Below are 12656 nucleotides of genomic sequence, written 5' to 3' on the forward strand. Positions count from 1 at the left end.
GGTCATTTACTGGGTACAAATAGGGAAACACCAAGTAAATCTAACGCCTTTTGTTGGACTGGTGTGGGTTGAGTAATTTTCAAAAAAGTCAGATCAGCCCCCTCTAATTTAGAAGCAATTGTGTTGAGAGTAATTGTTCCTAAATCTGCCATCAAAGTGGAAAAGCTGTGTACGGGTAAGTTCTGGGCTGTCCGCTTCTTACGAGCCTTGGATAAAGCTTTTTTTGATCGTTTAACAGGAGTAACTCCATCCCAATCAATGGGGGTGCCCTCCTCGTCATCAAAAAGAATCGGTGCTAAAGCCTGCTTCATATGCCATTCCACATAATAAGCCAGCATACAAAGAAAAACGTGAGATTTAACTCGGCTTTCGAGATGGTGATAAATCGGACGGACTTTTAAATCCATCGTCTTATAAGAGCGAAAAGCCTGTTCGACTTGAGACAGACTTTTGTAAGCTTTCACTGTAGCTGGAGCATCTAAAACTTCGGTGTCTACAGAAGTACGAATGACATATAATCCATCCAAGGCAGCGGCGGCTTTTAAGCCTTGGGGCTTGCGGGTGTAGGAAAAGCTGTTGTTCGTGATTTCCAGTTCAAAGAACTTCCCCACTCGATATTTGTTAATCACCTTTCCGACTCGAAGGCCAATTTGGTCAGCACCCTTTAAAGCCCTTTTTTCTCGGAGAGTAGCTTGAACAATTTTTTCTAATTCTTCTTCTGTTTTCTGTAAGAGTTTTTCTCGTTTTTGAGCCCTTGACTCAGCAGTTATTGGATTGCGACAAGCGATTAATCTTTCCCCCGGATAATCTACGGATTCCACTTCCACTAAATTTTGTTCATCAAACAGTCCCAGTTGAATCACTTCTTGCTCAGCCAAGAGTTTGATTTGAGCAGCAGTTAAGGCTGTAATCCAATCGAGATCCTCCCTTGTCGAGAACTCTTGGTTGATACGGGTTTGAGTAATCATGCCTCTATCTCCAACCCAGATGATTCTGGAGAGTCCAAAGCGATGACGGACTTTCTCGATTTGTAAGGCCATTGTGGTAGTGTCGGATGTATTTCCCTCAAAAACTTCCACAGCAATGGGACATCCTTCTCGATTACACAGCAAGCCAAATACTATTTGTTGTTTTCCTCTCTCTTGGTGCGCGTTCCCTAGGTCGGGAAACCCGACCGGGGTCGCACCGCTTTTTTTGTCTCGACTATAACCGTAGCTTGCTAGAGGACAGGTTTTTCCCTTCGGCGAAGCCGACGCTACGCGAACAAAATAGGTGGAACTGACATCATACAGAACTAATGCACCCTCTTTTAAATGCTTTTTCGCCAGTTCATTTTCAATTCTTGTTTGTCTAGCTATCAGCCAATCTAGGGCTTCATATAAGTCATCTTCATCTGTTGATTCTAATCCGAGTAGATGGCTCAAAGATGAACCACAAGTTTCCTGATTTAATCCTCTAGCCGTTGCCAATTTTGAACAGGGGTCAATTATTCGGGCAACTATCATGGCGATGATAACTGCCCGATTTTTTGAAGCTTTACCATCTATTAGTTCTGGAACTCCTAATTTGTTCAGAGTGCCTAGAACCCCGGAAATATGGCCATGAGGTAAGCTTCTTTTTATCTGAAAAGCCTCCCCATAATTTTCAACGGCCACTCCTCCTTTGAGTACAATGCGTAAATTTTCGATGACATCATCAGGTAATTTAGACAGATTAGCTAGGGTGCGTTTACGAACTTTATTTCCTTCTCGGTATGATTCCCTGAGAAGGACAGCAGGTGGTGAGTTTCGATTGGGAACTCGTTCTATATACATGACTACATTATCGCCAAAGTTACCCAACCTTGAATCTTAAGAAAATTGGAAAATTACATGGGCACACAAAGAGTAGGCTAAATAAAGCTTATCCCTTATGGGGATAGCCTTTCCGTGCTCTAGTAGTACAAAAGTACAGGGGAACTTCAGTTATAGATGAGCCGAAACTATTTACTTAATTTACCTGTTTTAACTCATTTATCCTCTTTATCCTCTTGCCCTTTCTCTAGATAAATCCTCAAAACCAATTAAATTTAGTTAAATTTTATTAAGATTAATTAAGGTATGCCCTACCATGAAGCAAAACCTGATTGAAGGGAAGGTGAGCTCCCAGCTAACCCGACTAACGATACCGATGATTTGGGGAGTGTTTGCAGTTATTAGGATTTTAACAACTGAAAACTCCGTCACAAAGCGAGCGGAGATGAAAGTTGATAGCGGCTTGACGCGCCTTTTAGCTTTTTAGCTATAGGGAGTCCTGTCCCACTAAAAAAAAAAAATATAGCAACATGACTTGTAAATTTGTGCTAAACGTATTATAATAATATAACAGAAAAGGTCGAGTTCTGATGATCATACTTGAGTTCAAGGCATACGGGAAAAAGAAACAGTATCAATCCATAGACGAAGCCATCCGGACTGTGAAGTTTGTACGGAATAGCTGTCTCCGTTTGTGGATGGATAATAAAGGGTTTAACAAATACGACCTCAATAAGTATTGCAAAACCTTAGCTAAGAACTTTCCGTTTGCCAATGAACTGAACTCAACCGCTAGACAAGCTGCGGCTGAAAGGGCATGGTCATCAATTGCTCGCTTTTTTGAGAACTGTAAGAAAAAAGTATCTGGAAAGAAAGGTTTCCCTAAGTTTCAAAAGCATTGCAGGTCAGTCGAATATAAGCAGTCAGGATGGAAGCTGTCCCCTGACAATAAATCAATTACATTCACTGACAAGAAAGAAATTGGGAAGCTTAAACTCAAAGGTACATGGGACTTGTGGGGATTTGACAAGAAACAAATCAAGCGAGTTCGGATTGTCAAAAGGGCAGACGGTTACTATGTCCAGTTTTGTGTTTCAGTCGATGTAAAAGAACAATTAAAACCTGCTGATGCGACTGTTGGTCTAGATGTAGGTTTAAAAGAGTTCTATACCGACTCCAGAGGTAAGACTGAACCTAATCCCCGTTTTTACAGGACTGGGGAAAAGAGATTAAAGTTTTATCAACGCCGAGTTTATCGAAAAAAGAAAGGCTCAGCCAACCGTAAAAAAGCCATTAATAGACTAGGCAGGACGCACCTTAAAATAAGTAGGCAGCGTGAAGAACATGCCAAGAGACTGGCACGTTGCGTAATCCGGTCTAACGACCTGGTCGCCTATGAAGATTTGAGGGTAAAAAATCTGGTCAAAAACCACTGCCTCGCCAAGTCTATTAATGATGCTGGTTGGTATCAATTTAGAAAATGGATCGAGCATTTTGGGACTAAATTCGGCAGAGTAACTGTTGCAGTAAACCCTGCCTACACAAGCCAAAATTGTTCTGAATGTGGTGAAGTGCTCAAGAAGTCGCTATCAACTAGGACTCACGTTTGTAAATGTGGGTGCGAGTTAGACCGTGACCACAATGCCGCGATCAACATCCTTAAACGAGCCTTGGGTACGGTGGGGCACATCGGAACCCTGGTTTTAAACCAAAACGCTTGCAGAGAATCGACCTCTACTCTTCCTGATTCCGGTCTGGTTGAGCAAGTTGGCTCGTTGAAGCAAGAATCCCCGTGTCTTTAGACCGGGGAGTGTCAATGTCCCGATTAGCTATGCCGGAACAGGCGTGATTCTAGTTGCCAGTTCGACGTTTAATGCCTTAGGTAAACCCTTACCATCAGTGGTGATGATGGTGACTCGGATGGTAGTGCTTTACATCCCATTGGCTTATCTAGGCAGTCAGCTATTTGGGGTTAATGGTATCTTTGCCGCTGCCTGTATTTCTAATGTAGCTGTTGGCTTAGGGGCATATATCTGGAATCAGAAAACTTGTGATATCAAAACTGTTTTAGCATTAGAGAAAGAATCAGTTTCTGCTGGCATGGGTCAGCTTTGAGGTAAGCTATCAGCAATCAGCAATCAGCTATCAGCTATCAGCTATCAGCTATTAGCTATTAGCTTTTGAATAAAATTTAATCTGAATTAAATTATCCCGTTCGCGTAGCGTGGCCATAGGCCTGCATAGGTTTATTTTAAGCACCGATTGCGCTACTTGAGGTGCTGCGCGAACAGTAGCGTGGCCAAAAGCCAATGGCTGACGGCTGACGGCTGACGGCTGACGGCTGACGGCTGACTACTGACTACTGACTACTGACTACTGACTACTGACGGCTGACGGCACTTCAAGTAGCGTGGGCGTAGCATATATGCTTACCTTATGACTTCACTGCTTCCAGCTCCGTTCGCTTTCGGCAAAGCCGAAAGCGGAGCCCACGGCCTTAGCTCCCTAAAAACATGTACCTCACCTAATTAAAAACCGCTATATAACAAAAAAGTGTTCCGCAGATTACACAACCTTATGGCTATCAATACAAATGATTTTTTATAAAATTTTACCGGATATAAATGATGATTATTAATCAATAATAGTACAAAAAAAGAGTTTAAATAATAGTCAATTAATATAGCTAAAAACATTTTTGTAAATAAATGTTAATATTTTAATTAATCCTTGCATTTTCTCGAAGATTTATCTATACTATAGAAGGTAAAAAATGAGACTAAGAACCGCGCTGAGTATGCCCGTTAATCATGACCAGCGCGGCTTTCCTCCCAACCAAGTAGGAGTTACTTCTATGATGCAAAAAAAAATCACGATCATCAATCCCAGCTTTTCAGCAAGTCACCGGATCTCCCTTGGGAATACTGAATTCTGACCTCGAAGACTGTAAGCATTAAGCTTATGGGCTATGGGCACGGTACTTGAGGTGCTAAAGGGTGCATCTCCTAAAAGCTGTTTGGGCTGGTGGGTGGAATGGGCATCAGCCGTGGAATGGGCATCTTACCCATTACAATTTTCGGGCAGGCTTTCCCAACAAAGTGCGAAGAGGTGGAAAATGAAGGCAAGCCCCCCCTAAAGCACCACTAGCAACTACTGTAGTTATAACCTAGCTGTTGGATTAGGGGCATATATGTGGAATCAGAAAACTTGTAATATCAAAACTGTTTTAGCATTGGATAAAAATTAAGTGTCTCATGAAAACTTTAAACCCTAGTAACTTATCTCTTGAGGATGTTCATCGTCTTTTGAATCTTGAAGAAGATTATGATGGCTCATTCATGCCCTTGTTATCCTTAGAACTGCTAACAGAGGTTGAAAAGCAGGAACTGGTGCAAATAAAGAATGATTTTCGTCCCTATCTAAGATCAGGAAAAGTCTCTGAAGGCCAGGTAAAGTTGGTGGTTATTGCTCCATTGCTAAGATTAGCTGGCTTCTATCACTACCCGATTACAATTTCCGTGGAAGAGGGGATTGCGGAAATTGATAGTGAAGACGAGGAGACACGAATTACAGGGCGGCTTGATATTCTAGCAATAAACAACCAGCAACCAACACCAGCTAATAACTATTTTTGGGTGTTGGTGATCGAAACGAAAAACAGTCTAGCTGACGTAACAGCAGGTTTACCACAATTACTGACTTATGCCTCTAAAAGTTTAGAGCATCAAAAATCCGTATGGGGGCTAGTGACCAATGGATTACGTTATCAGTTTGTTTATCTGCAGCAGGAAACTTCCCCAACTTATCAGCTGATGCCATTACTAAACCTGATGGAATCTGAGAGTTCTATTCAATTGCTAAAGGTTCTTAAAGCTATCTGTAAACTCTGAAATGTCATATCCTAATGTGATATTATCAGCAGGGATGCTTGCCCTAGTCATTCTTATTTACCGGTCTGAAGTAAAAGTAGATACACCCTGCATTTAGTTAATCTCTCCAATTCTACCATTACAGAAACTGAAGCATCAAAACCATGAGTATACTTTATGAAGACCAATCATTGTTTGTGATGACGATGGAATCACAATCCAATTTCATTATTTCCCTATTGGTTTAAGCATTCAGCTAATGGTAATAGCCAAGACAAAATCGGTTTGATTGATATCAACTCCTTAGGTTTTGACAATGCGGCGTGTGCCAGCTAGACCTACAGCGAATAAGCCTAATCCCAGTACAGTGGAGGGTTCCGGTACACCAACTGGTTTGTTATCAGAGGGGTAGACAACTTTTATAGGGGATATTCCTGTTAGTTTACTACTGCCTTCACGATTAGACCCTACACTTTGCAGACGCACTGCAAACTTTTGCTCCTTAAACATATTGAGAGTTAAGGCTTCTGTAGCGTGAGATAGGGTAAAGCTAGTGGCTTGAATATCATCACCTCCGATACCATTGGTGCCAATCTTTAAACCAAAATCGAATGAGCCAGGGTTGCTCGGACCACCACCGTTGAGATTGACACCATTGCCAAGATTCTTAGTATTGGTTACCAAACCCCCGGTTACATCATTGCCACTAACACTCAAATCATTTGAGTTCAAATTGAAAGTGTCGTTAATATCGAAGAATACCCCAGTGATGTCGGCCAAGGTATCAGTCACTTCAAAGTTAAACTTAACATCATTGCCAACTTCCTCTAAAGTAATGTTGACTGTAGCTGGAGAACCGGTAAATGGAGAAATATCGAAGTCAAGAGCAGCCGCTTCAGCAGAGATGGCGGTCAATGTAGAAGCAGCGATGGTTACAGTAGCAGCTGCCATTAAAGAGGGCTTGATGTTCATGAGTGTGTAATCCTTAACTTTTCTTAATTATCAGGATTACAGGCTGATGTTTGCATTCAGGTTGCTTCAATGTATCCCTAGTTGATGACTTACTGTATCACTTCCGCAGATAGCCTAGGTCTAATTCCATAATGGCGATAATTCCAATAATCCCGCAAAATCTTGTTGTGGTCAAAGCAGAGATTAGATGGAACTTCCCAAGGGTGAAAAATGCCGAGATTTTTAGCATCATCAGCCGCTTTTGGTTCACCAGTTGCTGTAGCTAAAAACACAATACTAATGGTATGTTTACGGGCATCACGACTAGGGTCAGAATACACCTGGAATTGCTCAATTAGTTCAACCTGTAAGCTGATTTCTTCCTTAGCTTCCCGCAGCGCTGCTGTTTCTACCGACTCGCCGTAATCTACAAAGCCACCGGGAATTGCCCAGCCTAGGGGGGGATTCTCCCGTTCAATCAAAATAATCGGTCGATGGGGTCGGTCGATTAGTTCAATAATGATATCAACAGTGGGAGCAGGATTACGGTATTGAGTAGAAGTCATGGGTTAGATAACATATGCTTGAGTATTTATCATATAGCAAAGGAAACAGGGAATAGTGAATAGGGAGTAGGGAGTAGGGAGTAGGGAGTAGGGAGTAGGGAGTAGGGAGTAGGGAAGTTCCGATCATAAATTCTGACAATTAATATTGTGTAATATTGTGAGAAATGCGATATGTCCGATTACCCTGACCCAAAAACTAGAGACTAGACGGAATTTTATCTCTCGCCTGAGTTACAATAATTTTTTATTCAGCTTCACCACGATAGACTCAACTCGCCGACGATGCTTTACTGTTAAAGCTTTACCATCAAAGCTTTACCGTCACATTTGAAATTTTTAGTTAGCAGAGGCAGTTGACTTCGGTGGTGTAACTATCCCACTGAGGGGAAGGTGCTATGTTTACGCTCATCAATGCTTTATTTGCTTTGATCATGATCGGGATTTTACTCCTGATCGGCAGGTTTCTCAAACAGAAAGTTCCGCTGTTTCAATCCCTTTATCTACCAGAATCGGTTATTGCTGGGGGAGTAGCATTGTTACTCGGACCAGGAGTATTGGGTGCGATCGCATCTACCGTATCAGGTACAGATTCCTTACTAGCTGGGGGTTTGTTTCCGAAAGCCATGGCAACATTTTGGTCTCAGTCTCCTGGTGTCTTTATCAATGTTGTCTTCGCCGCCTTATTTTTAGGTGAAGCTATCCCCAGTCCCATAAAAATTTGGCGCAAAGCGGCACCTCAGGTAGCATTCGGTCAAACCCTGGCCTGGGGACAATATGTGATTGGACTGCTGCTAGTTCTGTTAGTCTTGAGTCCGATATTCGGTGTCGATCCCATCGCAGGTGCATTAATCGAAGTTGCCTTTGAAGGCGGTCACGGCACCGCTGCTGGCATGACCAATACCTTTAGAAAACTCGGTTTTAACGACGGTGGTGACTTGGCTCTAGGCTTGGCTACAGTCGGTATTCTCTCAGGAGTGATCGCAGGTACCTGGCTAGCAAGCTGGGGCAGGCGCAAGGGATACATCCACAGGAGCCCTGATCCCAGCAGTGAGCTACAACAGTTTCGGGATAAAATTCAAAATACAATTCAACAGACAATTCAACGAGAACCTACGGAAGTCAGGTTAACCAGAGCGAGATTAATGGATGGTTTACTGATCGATCCCCTGTCATTGAACCTTGCTTTTGTAGGAGTTGCGATCGCAATCGGCTGGCTAATCCTGGCAGTGCTCAAGTTTATTGAGTCAGTTACTTGGGGAGCCGGTGGCTTTCAAGTCATTCAGTATGTGCCTCTTTTTCCCATGGCACTAATTGGTGGTTTGATTGTCCAAGTAGTAACCGTGCGTCTAGGACTGGGGTCACTAATTATTCGACCCTTGCAGGAGCGTATCTCTGGCGTAGCGCTAGATGTGGTAATTGTGACCGCATTAGCGTCGATTTCCCTAAGAGTGCTGGGAAACAACCTCTTGCCATTTTTAATTCTTGCGATCGCTGGCATCGTCTGGAACATCTGGGGATTTATTTTCCTGGCACCCCGTATACTCCCCAGATACTGGTTTGAGCGTGGCATCGGGGATATGGGACAATCCATGGGAGTGACAGCAACCGGTATCTTGTTGATCCAGATGGTAGACCCAGATAACCATACCGGTGCTTTTGAGAGTTTCGCCTACAAACAGTTGTTCTTTGAACCGATAGTAGGTGGTGGCTTGTTTACTGCTGCTGCACCAGCACTGATTGTGCAATTTGGCCCATCGGTAGTGTTACTGCTAACCACAGGATTACTAGCTTTCTGGTTAATCTTTGGTCTGTGGAACTTTAAGCGGATGAGAAAGACATTTAGGCAAGCTAATCTTTGAAGGGTTAGGGCGTGTTTTCTTGCCTCGGAGATCCCCCATTATCCCCCTTAAAAAAGGGGGACTTTGAGTATGGCTCCCCCCTTTTTTAAGGGGGGCTGGGGGGGATCATAATCTTGCGTAAAACTTTGAAAACACGCCCTAGTCTGTAATCGGGCAAGGGAAGCGTGCTTCTCTTGGGCAACCTTGGGCAAGATTTGGCCTGTACTGTGGTTGGTATAAACTGAACCAGTGAAATTTTGTAAGTAGCTATGACCCAGTCGATCCCAAGGATTGCCCTCGCAGAATTCCTCACTCAAGCCAATATTGAGGCTTCTCCGGCATGGGAATTAATTGATGGGCGAGCAGTCCAAAAACCAATGCCAACCCTCTTTCACTCGCGCCTACAACGCAATCTGGTTAATTACATTAATGATCGTACCAATGGATTTGAAGCGGTGCAGGAGCTACGCTGCATCATACCTCCCTACTCGCCAGTGCCAGATATTGCTATCGTTGCTTGCGATCATCTTCCTGATCAGGACGGACCCCTTGATGGAGCACCCGATTGGCTGATAGAAATTCGTTCCCCTGACCAAAGCACTTTAAACTTGCAAAACAAGATTCTGCATTGCCTCAGTAATGGAACACAATTAGCCTGGTTAATAGATTTCGCTCGTCAGCAGATTTGGGTCTGGCAGGGAGATGACCTACCCATAGTCTGTTCAGGAGAAGAAATTCTACCAAGCTTAGGCATTCTCCCCGAACTTACGGTCAACGGGGTAATGGCTATGACTCGCCGATCATAGCTCGTTGCTCCTGCCTTGATTTTATGCTATTTGTTGCCCGAGATCGATGATGTTGGGTTGAGCTTCGTGAAATCCAACCGACAAGATAATGCGTTCGCGAAGCGGCGACCTTCGCGTAGCGTGGCCCATTCGCGTAGCGTGGCCTTTTGGCCAAGGCCAAGGAGCATCGCACTAAAAAACTTAAAATCCACCACAGCCCCAAACATAGCTCCTGGCTCAATATCGCAGAAATCGAACTCTCGGCAATGACCAGGCAATGGCTTAATCCTAGAATTCGTGATCTCCATACCCTCAAATCTGAAATCGCTCCATAGAACCAACAGAAAAATACTCAAAACCTAAAAGGTTATTAACAGTTATACTGACCAAAATGCCAGAACTGAAGTTCCCCCATACAAACGTACTACCTGTCTCTCAAAGCTTTACTGCGCTTACATTTTGATAGTGTAGAACTAATGTACTACTGGGTACAAATCTCTCTAAGCCTTGTTTAGTGGGAGTTTCGGCTGGATTACCGGTTTTTAGTCTAAGCTCCCATTGTAGTGCATACCCTAACCAAAAACAAGTTTTTACATGGCGGAGGAGTTGCATTGAACTGTCGCAAGTTAAGCTAAAATAAATGGCAACAGTGTACACCCTTCATTGCACGAGTACGCTACAATTTATTCATAGCAATAGGTTCAGCCGTTTTCCCTCGTCAGTCTGTACCCAGTAATACTGTTGTTCTACAACCCTCAAAGCTAGGATTGGCAGTACTTTTGGACTTATTTAGTACATGTGTACGGGGGAACTTCAGCCAGAATTTAACTTAAATTCATGTATCCAAAAAATTGAAATTTTTAATAAATCTAACTTTTAGCAGATTAATTTATCTCAAACTTTGATTTCAATTTAATTGAATTGAGTAGATTTTTACAAGCATCACTGCGATAGTTTACAATAATGAGCCATCAGAACATTACCGGATTAGCTAAGCAAGGCAATCCAAAAGCGATCGCGGCATTAATCAACCATTCTCTCAAATCCAAAGGCATTAGAGCTAAAGTTAAACTCAGAGATGACTGCTTGTCTGTGTTGCTAGAGTCAACTCAAGTACCAAATCAAGAAGAATTAGTAGCTTTCCTTCGTAAAAAAATCATCGCTTTGGAAGTTGAATCGATTAGAACCGTCAAGGTTTATGGATGTCAGTTGGGTAAAAACTCCCCAGATTGGCGTGAAACAATCCAGTTAGTACTCCACCAAAAAAATTTTGATGACTCCAAAGTAGGAGAGCTATTGAGCAGAGGCACTCAAGAGCAGATCGAAACGAACGAAAGTGACGATCACAATCAAATTGTTGGAGTACCAGAGAGCCTTGCTGCTTTCAACCCGGTACCGATATCGTCGTCGGATAATACCACTTCAAATGATGTACCTATAGAAGACAGCATAGTTCAACAGCCCAAGAGTGCTGTCAATGCTAAAAGTTATAAGTATAATAATGCTAATAAAAGTCGAAAAAATCTGATTAATGACGAGTCATTATCTGGAAAAGAACCTTGGTTAGCTGTAATTTTATCAAAGTTTTTGCCTGGGCTTGGGCAGATATACTCCGGTGAAATTATTAGAGGATTGTGGATAATATCTATTATAAATGTACTGTTTTACTTGGGATTAATTCTAATCTTAACTCCTAAAGTTGAATTGGTAATCGGCTTCCTCTGCTGGTTAGCTATGATGCTGCTCTGGTTATGGAATCTCTTTGATGCTCATCAATGTGCCATAAAAGCGAATAGTGCAAGCTTTGAAGAATTGAGAAAAAGAGACAAAGACCCCTGGCTGGCTGTATTTTTATCAGGAGTAATACCTGGTTGGCCTGGTTTGGGGCATTTATACATTAAGAAATTTGGGCTGGGTATTTTATTCTTTATTATTGTTATAGTTTTAGGATTTTTTCCCTTAGCGCCACTGATTTTTTCCGGTTTTGTTGCTTATCATGCTTACTCGGCTTCACCAGTTCGTAGAGAAAGAACGAAAAATTTTATAGTAACCATTTCTTTACTCCTAATGATTTTTGGTATTTGTGAGTTTGGTTTGCAGTTTTGTTGGAAAGCATATGTTGCAGAAGCTCGCTACATACCTGCTGGTGGGATGTTACCTACGCTCCAAATTAATGACCGCCTGATTATTGAAAAGTTAAGTTATCGCTTCAAAGATCCAGAGAGAGGAGATATCATAGTATTTAACCCTACTGATACTCTCAAAAAGCAAAACTTAACGCAGGCATTTATTAAACGTGTAGTTGGTTTACCAGGTGACAAAGTAGAACTTAAAGATGGAAAGGTCTACATTAATAATCAACCATTAGCAGAAGACTATATTGCTGATGGTCAACCAACAGTGATGAATGCTTGTAAATCTGTACCGCAACCCTATTTGTGTAAACCGGTGACACTGCCACCTAACTCCTATCTGGTACTAGGTGATAACCGGGAAAACAGCTACGATAGCCGCCATTGGGGGGTTGTTCCCAGAGAGAACATTATTGGTAAAGCATTCATAATCTACTGGCCTCGCGATCGCAGCGGTATAACCTTGTGAAATTGATGTACATTGTCTGGTTCGAGTCTTGAACCATTTCCCGAATCATGACAGCAAAGTAAGCACTCCAAGCAGCATCAGCATGAATAGTCAACTCTAGTCCCAAACAAAGAAGTGTTTTGAGTGACATACTCCCGACGTTGCCCTAACGGGACAACGCGGGCTTCTTGCCAACACCACCCAACGGTATCGGCTAAAGTTTCAACAGTTCAGCTAACACCTGAACATAAGGTTCACTCAACATAGTAGTATG

At 42.6% G+C, this 12656-nt stretch carries 11 protein-coding genes; 7 read left to right on the forward strand and 4 right to left on the reverse strand.

What is annotated here, in order from left to right:
- Positions 1–2: 2 nt before the first annotated feature.
- Positions 3–1814 (reverse strand): IS1634 family transposase, encoded by a 1812-nt coding sequence (locus F6K38_RS13275; RefSeq protein WP_008189662.1) that lies wholly within the window; start codon positions 1812–1814, stop codon positions 3–5.
- Between the two features lie 569 nt (positions 1815–2383).
- On the opposite strand from F6K38_RS13275, the gene F6K38_RS13280 reads away from it, so the two are divergent.
- The 3 genes from F6K38_RS13280 to F6K38_RS13290 all read left to right on the forward strand — a co-directional run bounded on the left by F6K38_RS13280 (position 2384) and on the right by F6K38_RS13290 (position 5683).
- Entirely contained in the window at positions 2384–3595 is a 1212-nt protein-coding gene (locus F6K38_RS13280) for an RNA-guided endonuclease InsQ/TnpB family protein (RefSeq protein WP_008189658.1), read from the forward strand.
- A gap of 43 nt (positions 3596–3638) precedes the next feature.
- Entirely contained in the window at positions 3639–3908 is a 270-nt protein-coding gene (locus F6K38_RS13285; RefSeq protein ID WP_008189656.1) for a hypothetical protein, read from the forward strand.
- A gap of 1139 nt (positions 3909–5047) precedes the next feature.
- The gene (locus F6K38_RS13290; RefSeq protein ID WP_008189653.1) at positions 5048–5683 is read left to right on the forward strand and encodes a hypothetical protein; all 636 of its coding nucleotides are present in this window, start codon (positions 5048–5050) and stop codon (positions 5681–5683) included.
- A gap of 282 nt (positions 5684–5965) precedes the next feature.
- On the opposite strand, the gene F6K38_RS13295 is transcribed toward F6K38_RS13290, so the two are convergent.
- From F6K38_RS13295 to F6K38_RS13305, 3 genes are all read right to left on the reverse strand, one after another.
- Complete coding sequence (locus F6K38_RS13295; protein WP_044495188.1) at positions 5966–6634, reverse strand: PEP-CTERM sorting domain-containing protein; 669 nt, start codon at positions 6632–6634, stop codon at positions 5966–5968.
- Positions 6635–6723: 89 nt separating this feature from the next.
- The gene (locus tag F6K38_RS13300; RefSeq protein ID WP_008189649.1) at positions 6724–7179 is read right to left on the reverse strand and encodes an NUDIX domain-containing protein; all 456 of its coding nucleotides are present in this window, start codon (positions 7177–7179) and stop codon (positions 6724–6726) included.
- Entirely contained in the window at positions 7157–7318 is a 162-nt protein-coding gene (locus tag F6K38_RS13305; protein WP_165691813.1) for a hypothetical protein, read from the reverse strand. Before F6K38_RS13305 ends, F6K38_RS13300 begins: the two co-directional genes overlap by 23 nt.
- Positions 7319–7574: 256 nt before the next feature.
- Here F6K38_RS13305 and F6K38_RS13310 point away from each other — a divergent pair, with 256 nt between their 5' ends.
- The 4 genes from F6K38_RS13310 (at position 7575) to lepB (ending at position 12403) form a co-directional block, all read left to right on the forward strand.
- Complete coding sequence (locus tag F6K38_RS13310; RefSeq protein ID WP_008189647.1) at positions 7575–9038, forward strand: sodium/glutamate symporter; 1464 nt, start codon at positions 7575–7577, stop codon at positions 9036–9038.
- 248 nt (positions 9039–9286) lie between these two features.
- Entirely contained in the window at positions 9287–9823 is a 537-nt protein-coding gene (locus tag F6K38_RS13315; RefSeq protein WP_287267594.1) for a Uma2 family endonuclease, read from the forward strand.
- Between the two features lie 146 nt (positions 9824–9969).
- Complete coding sequence (locus tag F6K38_RS44165; RefSeq protein ID WP_081431930.1) at positions 9970–10137, forward strand: transposase; 168 nt, start codon at positions 9970–9972, stop codon at positions 10135–10137.
- Between the two features lie 628 nt (positions 10138–10765).
- Positions 10766–12403, forward strand: coding sequence for a signal peptidase I (gene lepB / locus F6K38_RS13325; protein WP_008189639.1), 1638 nt, complete (start codon positions 10766–10768; stop codon positions 12401–12403).
- Positions 12404–12656 lie beyond the last annotated feature (253 nt).

Origin of the sequence: Moorena sp. SIO3B2, from assembly GCF_010692525.1 — a bacterium.
GTDB lineage: Bacteria > Cyanobacteriota > Cyanobacteriia > Cyanobacteriales > Coleofasciculaceae > Moorena > Moorena producens.

What these genes read in the sequence shown, in the direction of transcription:
- F6K38_RS13300 (WP_008189649.1), bottom strand. Translation starts at nt 7,179, where the DNA reads ATGACTTCTACTCAATACCGTAATCCTGCTCCCACTGTTGATATCATT.
- F6K38_RS13275 (WP_008189662.1), bottom strand. Translation starts at nt 1,814, where the DNA reads ATGTATATAGAACGAGTTCCCAATCGAAACTCACCACCTGCTGTCCTT.
- F6K38_RS13290 (WP_008189653.1), top strand. Translation starts at nt 5,048, where the DNA reads ATGAAAACTTTAAACCCTAGTAACTTATCTCTTGAGGATGTTCATCGT.
- F6K38_RS13280 (WP_008189658.1), top strand. Translation starts at nt 2,384, where the DNA reads ATGATCATACTTGAGTTCAAGGCATACGGGAAAAAGAAACAGTATCAA.
- lepB (WP_008189639.1), top strand. Translation starts at nt 10,766, where the DNA reads ATGAGCCATCAGAACATTACCGGATTAGCTAAGCAAGGCAATCCAAAA.
- F6K38_RS13315 (WP_287267594.1), top strand. Translation starts at nt 9,287, where the DNA reads ATGACCCAGTCGATCCCAAGGATTGCCCTCGCAGAATTCCTCACTCAA.
- F6K38_RS13295 (WP_044495188.1), bottom strand. Translation starts at nt 6,634, where the DNA reads ATGAACATCAAGCCCTCTTTAATGGCAGCTGCTACTGTAACCATCGCT.
- F6K38_RS13310 (WP_008189647.1), top strand. Translation starts at nt 7,575, where the DNA reads ATGTTTACGCTCATCAATGCTTTATTTGCTTTGATCATGATCGGGATT.